Source organism: Pseudomonas entomophila (genome assembly GCF_023277925.1).
GTDB classification, from domain to species: domain Bacteria; phylum Pseudomonadota; class Gammaproteobacteria; order Pseudomonadales; family Pseudomonadaceae; genus Aquipseudomonas; species Aquipseudomonas entomophila_D.
The window spans coordinates 349,014-362,735 of record NZ_CP063832.1; the positions used below are offsets into that span (position 1 = coordinate 349,014).

Genomic DNA, 13,722 nt, shown 5'->3' on the forward strand with positions numbered 1-13,722 from the left:
CAGGTATTTCCGAAGCATTCGCCCAAATGCGCGGAAACGACGGTGGCGGGCAGAGGTACGGCGAAAAGAATCGGGTAAGCAGGTGAAACACCGCACTTGTCGTTTTTTTTCGGTCTTCTCTACACAGCGCTGGTGGCGATTCCAGGCAATTCGTTAAACTGGCGAACGCTCCGTAGGACGGCCTCGCGTCCTCGGGGATTGCGATGGTCAGGGCCGGCGTAGAGCCTGGTGCCGCTGGCCTGCCGCTTTTGGCGGCGTTCGCGACTATAGCAGTAATGATTAAGTGCTTCAATTCCATAAAAAATTGTTATGATCCCGCCATGACGACCAATACCCCTCCGACTTCCGGCGTTCAGCTGATCGAAGTCGCGCCGGAGCTTGCCGGCCAACGCATCGACAATTTCCTCATCACGGCCCTCAAGGGCGTGCCCAAGACGCTGGTCTACCGCATCCTGCGCAAGGGTGAAGTGCGGGTCAACAAGGGCCGGATCAAGCCTGAGTACAAGCTCCAGGCGGGTGACATCGTGCGGGTGCCGCCCGTCCGCCTGCCCGAACGTGACGAACCGGCGCCGGTGGCCCAGGGGCTGCTGCAGCGCCTGGAGGCGGCGATTGTCTACGAAGACAAGGCGCTGATCGTGATGAACAAGCCGGCCGGTATCGCCGTGCATGGTGGTAGCGGCCTGAGCTTTGGCGTGATCGAAGCGTTGCGCCAATTGCGCCCGGACGCGAAAGAGCTGGAGTTGGTGCATCGCCTGGATCGTGACACTTCGGGCCTGCTGATGATCGCCAAGAAGCGCAGCATGCTGCGCCACCTGCATGCCGCGCTGCGTGGTGATGGTGTCGACAAGCGCTACATGGCGCTGGTGCGTGGGCACTGGCCAACCTCGAAGAAGCAGGTCAATGCGCCGCTGCAAAAGAGCAATCTGCGTTCCGGCGAGCGCATGGTCGAAGTGAATGACGAAGGCAAGGAGGCGCTGACGATGTTCCGCGTGCTACGCCGTTTTGGTGAGTTCGCCACCATCGTCGAGGCGCGTCCGATCACGGGGCGCACCCATCAGATTCGCGTGCATGCGCTGCATGCCGGGCACATGATTGCCGGCGACAGCAAGTATGGTGATGAAGATTTCAGCCGTGAAATCCGCGAGCTGGGTGGCAAGCGTTTGTTCCTGCACGCCTACCAGCTCACCGTGCCACTGCCGGATGGTGGTGAGCTCAAGCTCGAGGCGCCGGTCGACGAGGTGTGGGCCAAGACCGTGGAGCGCCTGAGTGCGACCTGACCCGGATGAAAAAACACTACGAACTGCTGATCTTCGACTGGGACGGCACCCTGGCTGACTCCATCGGGCGCATTGTCCAGGCCATGAACCTGGCTGCCGTGCGTGCTGGCGAGGCGCCGAGCAGTGACGAGGCAATCAAGGGCATCATAGGGTTGGCTTTGGCGGAGGCGATCGCCACGCTTTACCCGCACCTCGATTCGCGGCAGGTCGAGTCCTTCCGCCAGCACTACGCCGATGTCTACATGGCCCTGGATCAGCAGCCGTCGCCGTTGTTCGACGGCGTGGTCGAGTCGCTGGAAGCCTTCCGGCACGAGGGGTATCGTCTGGCTGTCGCCACCGGCAAGGCGCGCCGCGGGTTGGATCGGGTGCTCAGGGCCAATGGTTGGGAGGGTTACTTCGATATCACCCGTGCCGCAGACGAGACCCGTGGCAAGCCGCACCCGCTGATGCTCGAAGAGATCCTTGCCCATTGCCAGGTCGAACCCGAGCGGGCGTTGATGGTCGGAGATTCAGCGTTCGACCTGCAGATGGCCAGTAATGCTGGTGTGCACTCGGTGGCAGTCGGTTACGGGGCCATGTCCCTGCAGGCCCTGGCCGAGTTCGGGCCGCAGGTGTGCATCGAGCATTTTTCCCAGTTGCGCGAATGGCTGGCCGGCCGCGCGCATTGCAATTTCCAAGGTAGGTGAGCATGGCTGACGAATGGAAGGCTCCTGAGCCTGAGGACAATGAAGAGCGCAAAAGCTGGAAGCTGTTGGAGAAGACACTGCTCGCCGGTGTCCAGGAGCAGCGTAGGGCGCGGCGTTGGGGCATCTTTTTCAAGCTGCTGACCTTTGTCTATCTGTTTGGCATGCTGGTCTTGTTCACACCGCTGATGGATGTGGACAAGGCGGCTTCGCGCAGTGGTAGCCACACGGCGCTGGTCGAGGTGCGCGGCGTGATCGCCGACCAGGAGCCGGCCAGTGCCGACAATATCGTCAAGAGCTTGCGCGAAGCGTTCAAGGACGCGAAGACCAAGGCTGTGGTGATGCGCATCAATAGCCCGGGCGGCAGCCCGGTGCAGGCGGGCTACATCTATGACGAGATTCGTCGCCTGCGTGGCGAGTATCCGGCTATCAAGCTGTATGCAGTGATCACTGATCTGGGTGCGTCCGGTGCCTATTACATCGCCAGTGCCGCTGATGAGATCTACGCCGACAAGGCGAGCTTGGTTGGGTCTATTGGTGTTACCGCCGCGGGCTATGGCTTCGTCGGCGCCATGGACAAGCTGGGTGTGGAGCGTCGCACCTACACCGCTGGCGAACACAAAGCCTTCCTCGATCCGTTCTCACCGCAAAAGCCCGAGGAAACCGCTTTCTGGCAGGGCGTGCTGGACACCACTCATCGCCAGTTCATCGCGGTGGTCAAGCAGGGGCGGGGAGAGCGCCTGAAAGACAAGGAGCACCCGGAGCTGTTTAGTGGGCTGATCTGGTCGGGTGAGCAGGCCAAGGAGCTTGGCCTGGTGGATGGGTTGGGCAGTGCCAGCTATGTTGCCCGCGAGATCGTGGGTGAGAAGGAATTGGTGGACTTCACCGTTCAGGAGTCGCCGTTCGATCGATTCTCCAAGCGTCTGGGGGCCAGCGTTGCTGAGCGCCTGGCAATGTATATGGGTTTCCAGGGCCCTTCCCTGCGTTGACTGCTGTTCGCCGGCACCTGGCTCCTCCTCGTAGGGGTCGGTTTGCCGGCGAACAAGGCTCAGGGTGCCTGCACGCCTTCCTTGTGCAGCATGTCCACCAATCGAATCAGCGGCAGCCCAATCAGGCTTGTGGCATCACAGCCGTGGGTGTTCTGGAAGAGGCTCACGCCCAATCCCTCCGCCTTGAAGCTCCCGGCGCAGTCGAGCGGCTGTTCGGCTGTCACGTAGCGCTCCACTTGCTCCCTGGTCAATTCGCGCAATACCACGGTAAACGGCACGCAATCGACCTGGCATTGCCCGGTGGTGGTGTTGAGCAGCGCCAGGCCGGTCAGGAAGGTGACGTGCTGCCCGCTGGCGGCCAGCAACTGCTCGCACGCGCGCTCGAAGGTGTGCGGCTTGCCAAGGATCTGCTCCCCAAGCACCGCTACCTGGTCGGAGCCGATTATCAAATGATTGGGGTGAGTGCCAGCCAGTGCCTCGGCTTTTTGGCGCGCCAGGCGTCGTACCAGTTCGACGGCGGGTTCGTCATTCAGACGCTGTTCGTCTAGGTCGGGGCTTGCCCAGGCAAAAGGCAGGCGCAGGCGAGCGAGCAGTTCGCGGCGATAGGGGGAGCTGGAAGCCAGTAACAAGGGAAGCATGGTAGACTCCTGGTCAATTACCCCGAATTCTAACATGCGTGATGTGCCGAATTTCCTTTGACAGGGAGGGGGTGCATCCCTAGAATGCTGCGCCTATGTTGAATGACCAGATTCCATCTCACGTTGACCCGCGCAAATTGGCTGATCGTGGTGTAACCCTCGAGGGTTCGCTGCAACTCGCTGATTTGGAAAGACTCTGCGACCCGCTTTCCGATACTGTCGGTACGGTGCAGGCGAAGTTCGATTTTGAGCGAGACGAGCAGCACGTTGTGGTTATCCACAGCGAGCTTGATGTCGCGGTCAAAATGGTTTGCCAGCGTTGTCTTGAGCTGGTCACCCTTCCCGTCCACAGCGAATGTACATACGCCGTGGTTAAGGAGGGTGCAAATACCCAGTCGTTGCCGAAAGGCTATGACGTGCTGGAACTGGGCGAAGATCCTTTGGATCTGCAGGCGCTGATCGAGGAAGAGTTGCTGCTCGCTCTCCCCATCGTACCTGCTCATCATCCGGAAGAATGCCAGCAGCCGGCGGGCGCAGATGAGCCCGAGCCGAGCAAGGACGAGGTATCGCGGTCCAACCCGTTCAGTGTTTTGGCGCAGTTAAAGCGTGACCCAAACGTTTAGGAGTTAATCAATTATGGCTGTTCAGCAGAACAAAAAATCCCGCTCTGCCCGTGACATGCGCCGTTCCCACGACGCTCTGTCGGAAAACGCGCTGTCGGTAGAAAAAACCACCGGTGAAGTACACCTGCGTCACCACGTTTCGCCAGAAGGCGTATACCGTGGTCGCAAAGTGATCGACAAGGGCGCTGACGAGTAATCCTTGTCCGCTCAGATCATCGCGATCGACGCAATGGGCGGGGACTTCGGTCCCCGCAACATTGTCCAGGCTAGCATTGCCTGCCTTTCGGCTACTCCCTCGCTGCACCTGACCCTCGTCGGTCAACCCTCCCTACTTGAAGATCTCGTCAGTGGCCAATCGGCTGCGGATCGCGCGCGCCTGCAAATTGTTGCGGCCAGTGAGGTGATCGGCATGGACGAGCGGCCGTCGCAAGCGTTGCGGGGCAAGCCTGACTCGTCGATGCGCGTCGCCCTCGAACTGGTCCGTGACGGCAAGGCTCAAGCCTGTGTGAGTGCTGGCAATACCGGCGCGCTCATGGCGCTGTCGCGCCTTGTGCTCAAGACCCTGCCGGGTATTGATCGGCCAGCGATGGTCGCGGCTATCCCGACCCAGGCTGGTTACTGCCAGCTGCTTGATCTTGGGGCTAACGTCGATTGCAGTGCGGAAAACCTCTACCAGTTTGCCGTGATGGGCTCGGTGGCCGCCCAGGCCTTGGGTGTTCATCGGCCGCGAGTGGCGCTGCTCAATATCGGCACCGAGGACATCAAGGGCAACCAGCAGGTCAAGCTCGCCGCCAGTCTTTTGCAGAATGCCCGTGGCCTGAACTACATCGGTTTCGTCGAGGGTGACGGTTTATATCGTGGCGAAGCCGATGTGGTGGTCTGCGATGGCTTTGTCGGCAACATCCTGCTCAAGTCCAGCGAAGGTCTGGCCACCATGATTGGGGCGCGTATCGAAGCGTTGTTCCGGGGCAGTGTACTGGCGCGCGCTGCTGGCGCCTTGGCCATGCCGCTGCTCAGGCGGCTGCAGGCCGACCTGGCACCGGCGCGGCATAATGGCGCAAGCTTCCTCGGGTTGCAGGGAATCGTCATCAAGAGCCATGGTTCGGCGGGCGTTCAAGGTTTGCAGAGTGCCATTCAGCGAGCTTTGATCGAGATCCAGGAGAACCTGCCGCAACGCTTGCATGGGCGGCTCGAAGACCTGCTGCCGTGAGTTGGGGGCATCCTTATCGCGGATGAGCCCGCTCCTGCGGGCGCGTGTAGGGGCGGATTCATCCGCGATAAGGCCGGCAAGGCCTTAGGCATATCGCCCATGAAGTGCTTAAATGTGACCGCTTGGTCCGCTGCTCCATCCAAGCATTCAGATTGCGCGCCCGGCCCAAGGCCCGGCGCACCCCATCCGACGACAAGATCATAAGGGCTTGTTCAATGTCTGCATCCCTCGCATTCGTCTTTCCCGGTCAAGGTTCCCAGTCGCTGGGCATGCTCGCCGAGCTCGGTGCTGAAAAGCCGGTAATCGTCGAGACCTTCAAGGAGGCTTCCGAGGCTCTGGGCTACGACCTGTGGAAGCTGGTCCAGGAAGGTCCGGAAGAGCAACTCAACCAAACCGACAAGACCCAGCCGGCGATCCTCGCCGCCTCCATCGCCCTGTGGCGCCTGTGGCTGGAAGAGGGCGGCGCTCAGCCGGCCTTCGTCGCCGGCCACAGCCTCGGTGAATACAGCGCTCTGGTCGCTGCCGGCAGCCTGTCGCTGAAGGACGCTGTGCGCCTGGTCGAGCGTCGTGGCCAGCTAATGCAGGAAGCCGTGCCGGCCGGTCATGGTGCCATGGCCGCTATCCTGGGCCTGGACGACGCCGTCGTGGTTGAGATCTGCGCCAAGGCCGCCGAAGATGAGGTGGTCAGTGCGGTCAACTTCAACTCGCCGGGCCAGGTCGTTATCGCCGGTAACAAGGCAGCGGTGGATCGCGCCATGGCACTTTGCAAAGAGGCGGGTGCCAAACGTGCCCTGCCGCTGGCGGTAAGCGTGCCGTCGCACTGCGCCCTGATGAAACCGGCTGCCGAGCGCTTCGCCGAGTTCGTCAACGCCATCGACTGGAAGGCCCCGCAGATCCCGGTGGTGCAGAACGTCACCGCTGCCATCGCCGCCGACCTCGATGCACTCAAGCAGGACCTGCTGGCGCAGTTGTACCAGCCGGTGCGCTGGGTGGAATGCGTGCAGACGCTGGCCGCCAATGGTGCGGTCAACCTGGTCGAGTGTGGCCCGGGCAAGGTTCTGGCTGGCCTGAACAAGCGTTGCGCCGACGGCGTGAACACCTACAACCTCAATACCCCTGACGCCGTCGCCGCCACCCGCGCGGCGCTGGCCTGAATCTGGAGACGCTTGCATGAGCCTGCAAGGTAAAGTTGCACTGGTTACCGGCGCCAGCCGTGGCATCGGCCAGGCCATCGCCCTCGAACTCGGCCGCCAGGGCGCGACCGTGATCGGTACCGCCACTTCGGCATCCGGCGCCGAGCGCATCGCCGCCACCCTGAAAGAGCACGGCATCACCGGCACCGGCATGGAGCTGAACGTCACCAGCGCCGAGTCCGTCGACGCCGTGCTGAGCGCCATCGGTGAGCAGTTCGGTGCGCCTGCCATTTTGGTCAACAACGCCGGCATCACTCGCGACAATCTCATGCTGCGCATGAAAGACGACGAATGGTTCGATGTGATCGACACCAACCTCAACAGCCTTTACCGCCTGTCCAAGGGCGTGCTGCGCGGCATGACCAAGGCCCGTTGGGGTCGTATCATCAGCATCGGTTCGGTGGTGGGTGCCATGGGTAACGCCGGCCAAGCAAACTATGCCGCGGCCAAGGCCGGCCTGGAAGGTTTCAGCCGCGCCCTGGCCCGTGAAGTGGGGTCGCGTAACATCACCGTCAACTCGGTGACTCCGGGCTTCATTGACACCGACATGACCCGCGAGCTGCCAGAAGCGCAGCGCGAGGCCCTGCAAAAAGAAATTCCGCTGGGCCGTCTGGGCCAAGCCGAGGAAATCGCGAAGGTGGTATCCTTCCTGGCGTCCGAAGGCGCAGCCTACGTCACCGGCGCAACCGTGCCGGTGAATGGCGGGATGTACATGTAATATCCGCAACTCAATGTGACGGATTGCTTCAAAAAAGAGTCATACTCGAAGCCTAAAATCCGTTATAAAGCTGCAACCAGATTCCGGGCGACGGGTCGGGTGACCTGGCAGAAGGCGCGTCAAGCTTGAAAAGCAGGCGTCTTCCTATAAACTTAGTCACCGGCCAGCTGCCTGACATATGTCCATTAGGAGTGAAAACTAGGTATGAGCACCATCGAAGAACGCGTCAAGAAAATCGTCGCCGAGCAACTGGGCGTCAAGGAAGAGGAAGTCAAGAACGAATCTTCCTTCGTCGATGACCTGGGTGCCGACTCGCTTGACACCGTTGAGCTGGTGATGGCTCTGGAAGAGGAATTCGAGACCGAAATCCCTGACGAAGAAGCCGAGAAGATCACTACCGTTCAAGCTGCCATCGACTACGTCAACGCTCACCAGGGCTAAGACGCTGTAGTCGACGCATCTTGTCGAGAAAAACCGCACTGCCTTTGCCGGCGTGCGGTTTTTTCTTTGCGAGAATCGGGGTTTGCTGCCATTCCATTCGCCATGGCAAGTGCACTGGCAAGAGACTCTGTTATTTGAAAAGAGGAGAGTACTGTGTCGCGTAGACGCGTCGTGGTCACCGGTATGGGTATGCTGTCGCCACTGGGTACCGATGTACCAAGCACCTGGCAAGGCATTCTGGCTGGCCGCAGTGGCATCGGTCCGATCGAGCATACGGATCTATCTGCCTACTCCACCCGTTTTGGCGGCTCGGTGAAAGGCTTCGAGGTCGAGCAATACCTGTCGGCCAAAGAGGCCCGCAAGCTCGATCTGTTCATTCAGTACGGCTTGGCGGCCGGTTTCCAGGCGGTGCGCAATGCCGGCCTGGAAGTCACCGACGCCAACCGCGAGCGCATCGGCGTGGCCATGGGCTCGGGGATCGGCGGCCTGACGAACATCGAGGAGACCAGCCGTACCCTGCATGAGCAAGGTCCGCGGCGGATCTCGCCGTTCTTCGTGCCGGGTTCGATCATCAACATGATTTCCGGCTTCCTGTCGATCCACCTGGGGTTGCAGGGGCCGAACTACGCCATTGCCACCGCCTGCACCACCGGCACCCATTGCATCGGCATGGCCGCACGCAATATCGCCTACGGCGAAGCGGACGTGATGATCGCCGGTGGCGCCGAGATGGCTGCCTGTGGCCTGGGCATGGGTGGTTTCGGGGCGTCTCGCGCGCTGTCGACCCGCAATGACGAACCGGCCCGCGCCAGTCGTCCGTGGGACAAGGGCCGTGATGGTTTCGTGCTGTCCGACGGTGCCGGTGCCCTGGTGCTCGAAGAGCTGGAGCACGCCAAGGCTCGTGGCGCGACCATTTATGCGGAATTGGTCGGTTTCGGCATGAGCGGTGACGCCTACCACATGACCTCGCCACCCGACTCCGGCGAAGGTGCCGCCCGCTGCATGGCCAACGCCTTGCGCGATGCCGGTATCAAGCCGGAGGAGGTCAGCTACATCAACGCCCACGGCACCTCGACGCCTGCGGGCGACGTGGCCGAAGTGGCGGCGATCAAGCGCGTGTTCGGCGAGCATGCCTACAAGTTGGCGGTCAGTTCGACCAAGTCGATGACTGGCCACCTGCTCGGTGCCGCCGGTGCGGTGGAGGCGATTTTCAGCGTGCTGGCGATCAACAGCCAGATGGCGCCGCCCACCATCAACTTGGATGAGCCGGACGAAGGCTGTGACCTGGACTTCGTGCCGCACCAGGCGCGCAGCATGCCGATCGATGTGGTGCTGTCCAACTCCTTCGGTTTTGGCGGAACCAACGGTTCGCTGGTGTTTCGCCGGTTCGCCGACTGATGCACAGTTGGGTCGACGGCCAGCCAGCGGCTGCGGTCAACCTGCAGAACCGTGGGCTGGCCTACGGCGATGGCCTGTTCGAGACCATCGCCGTGCGCGGCGGCAGGCCCAGCCTGCTGACGCAACACCTCGACCGCCTGGCGCTGGGTTGCCAGCGTCTGGCGATCGAGGTGGACCTGGCCGTAGTGCGTGACGAACTGGTGCGGTACGCCAGTCAGCTGGGGGAGGGGGTGAGCAAACTCATTCTTACCCGCGGCGATAGCCAGCGCGGCTATGCTCCGGCAGCCGACTCTCCTGCCCGGCGCTTGCTTCAGGGCAGCCCGTTGCCCGCTTATCCACAAGGCAACGCCGATTCCGGTATTCGCCTGTTCCCCTGCCAGACCCGTCTTGCGGAACAACCGCTGCTGGCCGGCCTCAAACACCTCAATCGCCTTGAGCAGGTCCTGGCCCGCGCCGAATGGCAGGGCAGCACCTACGCCGAAGGGTTGATGCGCGATGTTCAAGGGCGGTTGGTCGAAGGCGTGTACAGCAACCTGTTCCTGGCGCGCGACGGCGTGCTGCTGACCGCCGATCTCAGTCGTTGTGGCGTGGCCGGGGTGATGCGTGCCGTGTTGCTGGAGCAGGCTGCGCTGCTGGGTATCCCGACAGTTGTATGCGATCTGGCGCTGGAAGACCTGCAGCAGGCCGACGAGGTGTTTGTCTGCAACAGTGTCTACGGTGTCTGGCCGGTGCGTGAATTCGGCGCGCTGAACTGGCCGGCGGGGCCGCTCACCCGTAAACTGCAGGCCGTTGCCCGCACGTTACTGGATACCTGATTAGTGAGACGCAAATTCCTGCTGCTGCTGGAGATGAGCTTGATCCTCGCCGGCCTGGCCTTTGGCTGGGCTGCCTGGAAGGTTGGCTCGGTGCTGGAGCAGCCCCTGCAAGTGGAGCAGGAACGCCTGCTCGAAGTGCCCAGTGGCACAACGCCCAATCGCATGTTCTATCGCATGCAGTCCGAAGGCCTGCTCGATGACGCGGTGTGGCTGCGCCTGTACTGGCGCTTCAATATGGGCGGCACGGCGCTGCACACGGGTGAATACCGGTTGAACCCCGGCATGACGGTGGGGCAGTTGTTCGATGCCTGGCAGCGTGGCGATGTGGTGCAGTACAACCTGACCTTGGTCGAAGGTTGGACCTTCCGCCAAGTGCGCGCCGCAGTGGCCAGGCATGAAAAAATCAAGCACACCCTCGATGGCTTGTCCGACTCGGAAGTGATGGACAAGCTCGGCCATACTGGGGTGTTCCCCGAAGGCCGGTTCTTCCCCGACACCTACCGCTTCGTTCGCGGCATGAGCGATGTCGAGATGCTGCAGCAGGCTTACATGCGCCTGGACGAAGTGCTGGCCAAGGAGTGGGCCGAGCGCACCACCGACCTGCCGTACCGTGACCCCTACCAGGCGTTGATCATGGCCTCGCTGGTGGAGAAGGAGACCGGTATTCCCCAGGAGCGCGGGCAGATTGCCGGCGTATTCGTGCGCCGCATGCGCCTGGGCATGATGCTGCAGACCGACCCGACGGTGATCTACGGCATGGGCGAGCGCTACAACGGCAAGATCACCCGTGCCGACCTGCGCGAGCCGACCCCCTACAACACCTACACCATGACCGGGCTGCCACCGACGCCGATCGCCATGGTCGGCCGTGAGGCGATCCATGCCGCGCTGAACCCGAGCGACGGCAGCAGTCTGTATTTCGTCGCACGTGGCGACGGCAGCCATGTGTTCTCCGATGACCTGGACGATCACAACAGCGCGGTGCGCGAGTATCAGCTCAAGCGCCGTGCGGATTACCGTTCCAGCCCGGCGCCGCAAGGCCAGCCGCCCGCAAGCGAGTCGACGGCGCCCGGCGATGCCGAGCCAGCGGGCGTGGAGCAGGCGCCTGCGGGCGAGCCCGCAGCCCCCGCCGATCAATCCGTGCCGGCTGATGCGCCAGCACCCGACAAACAGTAAGGAACGCCCGTGAGCGGTTTGTTTATCACCCTGGAAGGCCCCGAAGGCGCGGGCAAGAGCACCAATCGCGAATACCTGGCGGCGCGTCTGCGTGAGCAGGGTGTCGACGTGGTCATGACCCGCGAGCCTGGGGGCACTCCACTGGCCGAGCGTATCCGCGAACTGCTGCTGGCACCCAGCGAAGAAACCATGGCGGTCGACACCGAACTGCTGCTGATGTTCGCCGCCCGCGCCCAGCACTTGGCACAGGTCATCCGCCCGGCCCTGGCACGTGGCGCGGTGGTGCTGTGCGACCGCTTCACCGATGCCACCTACGCCTACCAGGGTGGGGGGCGTGGCCTGTCGGTGGAGCGCATCGCCATCCTCGAGTCCTTTGTCCAGGGCGAGTTGCGCCCGGACCTGACCCTGGTGTTCGACCTGCCGGTGGAAGTCGGCCTGGCCCGTGCCGCGGCCCGCGGTCGTCTCGACCGCTTCGAACAGGAGGGCCAGGCCTTCTTCGAAGCGGTGCGCCAGGCCTATCTGCAACGTGCCGGCCAACAACCGCAACGCTACAGCCTGCTGGACGCCGCGCAGCCGCTGGAGGCCGTCCAGCGTGCAATCGACGCGCTGCTGCCAGGCATTCTGGAGCGCTGCCGTGGCTGAAGCCTACCCCTGGCAGCAGGTGCTCTGGCAGCAGTTGGCCGGCCGTGCCCAGCACGCCCACGCCTACTTGCTGCATGGGCCTCAGGGTATCGGCAAGCGCGCACTCGCTGAACGGCTGATGGCGCGCCTGTTGTGCCAGCAGCCACAAGGGCTGGATGCCTGCGGGCAGTGCAAGGCGTGCCTGCTGCTCAAGGCGGGCAGCCACCCGGACAATTTCGTGCTGGAGCCAGAAGAGGCCGACAAGCCGATCAAGATCGATCAGGTGCGCGAGCTGGTTTCGTTCGTGGTTCAGACTGCCCAGCAGGGCGGGCGCAAGGTGGTATTGATCGAGCCGGTCGAGGCGATGAACATCAATGCCTCCAACGCGCTGCTCAAGAGCCTCGAAGAGCCCTCCGGCGACACCGTGCTGCTGCTGGTCAGCCATCAGCCCAGTCGCTTGCTGCCGACCATCAAGAGTCGTTGCCAGCAGGTTGCCTGCCCTCAACCCAGCCTGGCCCAGAGCCGCGCCTGGCTGGCCGGTGCGCTGGCCGACAACAGCGAGGAGGAGCGCGAGGAACTGCTCACCCTCGCCGCTGGCTCGCCGCTGATGGCCGTCAGCCTGCAGGCGCAAGGCGTGCGTGAACAGCGCGCACTGGTCACCGAGGGGGTAAAGAAGCTGCTCAAGCAGCAGCAATCTCCCAGCCAGTTGGCCGAGGCCTGGAATACCGTGCCCTTGCTGTTGTTGTTCGATTGGTTCTGCGACTGGTCGCACCTGATCCTGCGCTACCAATTGACCCAGGATGAAGAAGGGTTAGGCTTGGCTGACATGCGCAAGGTGCTGCAGTACCTGGCGCAGAAGAGCCGCCAGGCCAAGGTGCTGGAGATCCAGGCGTGGATCCTCGAGCAGCGCCAGAAAGTCCTGGGCAAGGCCAACCTCAACCGTGTGCTGCTGCTCGAAGCCTTGCTCGCCCGCTGGGTGCAGCTGCCGGGCATGCGCTGATTCCAACGTTCAATTCATATGTGCCTGTTCCCATGCTCGTAGATTCCCATTGCCACCTCGACCGTCTTGACCTGAGCGCCCACCAGGGCTCCCTCGATGCCGCCCTGCAGGCGGCGCGCGCGCGTGGCGTGGGGCATTTCCTGTGCATCGGTGTGAGCGCCGAGAACGCCGGTGCGGTGAAAGCGCTCAGCGAGCGCTACGCCGACGTGGATTGTTCGGTGGGCGTGCATCCGCTCGACCTGGCACCGGGCGAGACGCCAGCCTTGGAGTGGCTGTTGCGCGAACTTGCCCACCCGCATGTGGTGGCCATTGGCGAGACAGGGCTGGATTATCACTACGAGCCGGAGGCTGCGGAACTTCAGCAAGCCTCGTTCCGTCTGCACCTGGAGGCCTCGCGCCAGACCGGCAAGCCAGTGATCGTGCACACCCGTGCGGCGCGCGCCGACACCCTGGCGCTGCTGCGCGAGGCGAGCCTGCCCCAGGCCGGGGTACTGCATTGTTTCACCGAGGATTGGGACATGGCCAAGGCGGCGCTGGACCTGGGCTACTACATCTCGCTGTCGGGTATCGTCACCTTCCGTAATGCCGATGCGCTGCGTGATGTGGCCAGGCAGGTACCGGTCGATCGCCTGCTGGTGGAGACCGACTCGCCGTACCTGGCGCCGATTCCGCACCGCGGTAAGCCGAACCTGCCGCAGTACGTGCGGGAAGTGGCCGAGTATGTGGCGTCGTTACGGGGCGTGAGCTACGAGCAATTGGCCGAGCAGACCACAGGCAATTTCAAGCGCCTGTTCCCGCTGGCACGGGTACTCTAAGGCCAGTGGTGTCGATGTAGACGAAGCGGTGTACTGCCCTCGACCCGGGCAAAAAAAACCCGGGTTCTGGGGGGGGAATCCGGGTTAAGACCATTAGGAGTAAAACAAAGGCACACGGTCCCTGG

The 13,722-nt window shown here is 62.7% G+C and carries 16 protein-coding genes; 15 read left to right on the top strand and 1 reads right to left on the bottom strand.

The features are described 5' to 3' along the window. The first annotated feature begins 320 nt into the window (after positions 1–320). Genes rluC through IM733_RS01600 form a run of 3 tightly spaced genes read left to right on the top strand, consistent with a single transcriptional unit; the run spans position 321 to position 2,949 of the window. The gene (gene rluC, locus IM733_RS01590) at positions 321–1,277 is read left to right on the top strand and encodes a 23S rRNA pseudouridine(955/2504/2580) synthase RluC (protein WP_248919253.1); all 957 of its coding nucleotides are present in this window, start codon (positions 321–323) and stop codon (positions 1,275–1,277) included. Between the two features lie 5 nt (positions 1,278–1,282). Next, complete coding sequence (locus IM733_RS01595) at positions 1,283–1,963, top strand: HAD family hydrolase (protein ID WP_248919254.1); 681 nt, start codon at positions 1,283–1,285, stop codon at positions 1,961–1,963. Between the two features lie 2 nt (positions 1,964–1,965). Next, positions 1,966–2,949 carry a S49 family peptidase gene (locus IM733_RS01600; RefSeq protein WP_248919255.1) on the top strand — a complete coding sequence of 328 codons (984 nt, stop codon included), beginning with the start codon at positions 1,966–1,968 and terminating at the stop codon, positions 2,947–2,949. A 59-nt stretch (positions 2,950–3,008) separates the two neighbouring features. Here the strand turns inward: IM733_RS01600 and IM733_RS01605 are convergent, their stop codons facing one another. Continuing rightward, positions 3,009–3,587: a Maf family protein gene (locus tag IM733_RS01605; protein ID WP_248919256.1), complete on the bottom strand. Its 579-nt coding sequence runs from the start codon at positions 3,585–3,587 to the stop codon at positions 3,009–3,011. Between the two features lie 95 nt (positions 3,588–3,682). Between IM733_RS01605 and IM733_RS01610 the strand changes: the two genes are divergently transcribed. The 12 genes from IM733_RS01610 to IM733_RS01665 all read left to right on the top strand — a co-directional run bounded on the left by IM733_RS01610 (position 3,683) and on the right by IM733_RS01665 (position 13,597). Beyond that, the gene (locus IM733_RS01610) at positions 3,683–4,210 is read left to right on the top strand and encodes a YceD family protein (protein WP_011532883.1); all 528 of its coding nucleotides are present in this window, start codon (positions 3,683–3,685) and stop codon (positions 4,208–4,210) included. Between the two features lie 13 nt (positions 4,211–4,223). After that, on the top strand, positions 4,224–4,406 hold the full coding sequence (rpmF, locus tag IM733_RS01615; protein WP_010223221.1) for a 50S ribosomal protein L32: 183 nt from the start codon (positions 4,224–4,226) through the stop codon (positions 4,404–4,406). A 3-nt stretch (positions 4,407–4,409) separates the two neighbouring features. Further along, a complete protein-coding gene (gene plsX / locus IM733_RS01620; RefSeq protein ID WP_283107514.1) occupies positions 4,410–5,420 on the top strand; it encodes a phosphate acyltransferase PlsX in 1,011 nt (336 codons plus the stop codon). Between the two features lie 215 nt (positions 5,421–5,635). After that, positions 5,636–6,574, top strand: a complete 939-nt coding sequence (gene fabD / locus IM733_RS01625; protein ID WP_248919257.1) for an ACP S-malonyltransferase — start codon at positions 5,636–5,638, stop codon at positions 6,572–6,574. A gap of 16 nt (positions 6,575–6,590) precedes the next feature. Beyond that, positions 6,591–7,331 carry a 3-oxoacyl-ACP reductase FabG gene (gene fabG / locus IM733_RS01630; RefSeq protein WP_011532886.1) on the top strand — a complete coding sequence of 247 codons (741 nt, stop codon included), beginning with the start codon at positions 6,591–6,593 and terminating at the stop codon, positions 7,329–7,331. Between the two features lie 204 nt (positions 7,332–7,535). Then, entirely contained in the window at positions 7,536–7,772 is a 237-nt protein-coding gene (gene acpP, locus IM733_RS01635) for an acyl carrier protein (RefSeq protein ID WP_011532887.1), read from the top strand. A 153-nt stretch (positions 7,773–7,925) separates the two neighbouring features. Continuing rightward, positions 7,926–9,170 (top strand): beta-ketoacyl-ACP synthase II, encoded by a 1,245-nt coding sequence (fabF, locus tag IM733_RS01640; protein WP_011532888.1) that lies wholly within the window; start codon positions 7,926–7,928, stop codon positions 9,168–9,170. Next, positions 9,170–9,985 carry an aminodeoxychorismate lyase gene (pabC, locus tag IM733_RS01645; protein WP_248919258.1) on the top strand — a complete coding sequence of 272 codons (816 nt, stop codon included), beginning with the start codon at positions 9,170–9,172 and terminating at the stop codon, positions 9,983–9,985. Before fabF ends, pabC begins: the two co-directional genes overlap by 1 nt. Positions 9,986–9,988: 3 nt before the next feature. Next, positions 9,989–11,161, top strand: a complete 1,173-nt coding sequence (mltG, locus tag IM733_RS01650; RefSeq protein ID WP_248919259.1) for an endolytic transglycosylase MltG — start codon at positions 9,989–9,991, stop codon at positions 11,159–11,161. 9 nt (positions 11,162–11,170) lie between these two features. Continuing rightward, positions 11,171–11,803, top strand: coding sequence for a dTMP kinase (tmk, locus tag IM733_RS01655; RefSeq protein WP_248919260.1), 633 nt, complete (start codon positions 11,171–11,173; stop codon positions 11,801–11,803). Beyond that, the gene (locus IM733_RS01660; RefSeq protein WP_248919261.1) at positions 11,796–12,782 is read left to right on the top strand and encodes a DNA polymerase III subunit delta'; all 987 of its coding nucleotides are present in this window, start codon (positions 11,796–11,798) and stop codon (positions 12,780–12,782) included. The genes tmk and IM733_RS01660 overlap by 8 nt, the downstream gene beginning before the upstream one ends. A gap of 32 nt (positions 12,783–12,814) precedes the next feature. Continuing rightward, positions 12,815–13,597: a TatD family hydrolase gene (locus IM733_RS01665; protein ID WP_248919262.1), complete on the top strand. Its 783-nt coding sequence runs from the start codon at positions 12,815–12,817 to the stop codon at positions 13,595–13,597. Positions 13,598–13,722: the final 125 nt, after the last annotated feature.

Bases quoted from the DNA above. Each gene is read 5' to 3' on its own strand.
- rluC (WP_248919253.1), top strand. From the start codon at position 321: ATGACGACCAATACCCCTCCGACTTCCGGCGTTCAGCTGATCGAAGTC.
- IM733_RS01595 (WP_248919254.1), top strand. From the start codon at position 1,283: ATGAAAAAACACTACGAACTGCTGATCTTCGACTGGGACGGCACCCTG.
- IM733_RS01600 (WP_248919255.1), top strand. From the start codon at position 1,966: ATGGCTGACGAATGGAAGGCTCCTGAGCCTGAGGACAATGAAGAGCGC.
- IM733_RS01605 (WP_248919256.1), bottom strand. From the start codon at position 3,587: ATGCTTCCCTTGTTACTGGCTTCCAGCTCCCCCTATCGCCGCGAACTG.
- IM733_RS01610 (WP_011532883.1), top strand. From the start codon at position 3,683: ATGTTGAATGACCAGATTCCATCTCACGTTGACCCGCGCAAATTGGCT.
- rpmF (WP_010223221.1), top strand. From the start codon at position 4,224: ATGGCTGTTCAGCAGAACAAAAAATCCCGCTCTGCCCGTGACATGCGC.
- fabD (WP_248919257.1), top strand. From the start codon at position 5,636: ATGTCTGCATCCCTCGCATTCGTCTTTCCCGGTCAAGGTTCCCAGTCG.
- fabG (WP_011532886.1), top strand. From the start codon at position 6,591: ATGAGCCTGCAAGGTAAAGTTGCACTGGTTACCGGCGCCAGCCGTGGC.
- acpP (WP_011532887.1), top strand. From the start codon at position 7,536: ATGAGCACCATCGAAGAACGCGTCAAGAAAATCGTCGCCGAGCAACTG.
- pabC (WP_248919258.1), top strand. From the start codon at position 9,170: ATGCACAGTTGGGTCGACGGCCAGCCAGCGGCTGCGGTCAACCTGCAG.
- IM733_RS01665 (WP_248919262.1), top strand. From the start codon at position 12,815: ATGCTCGTAGATTCCCATTGCCACCTCGACCGTCTTGACCTGAGCGCC.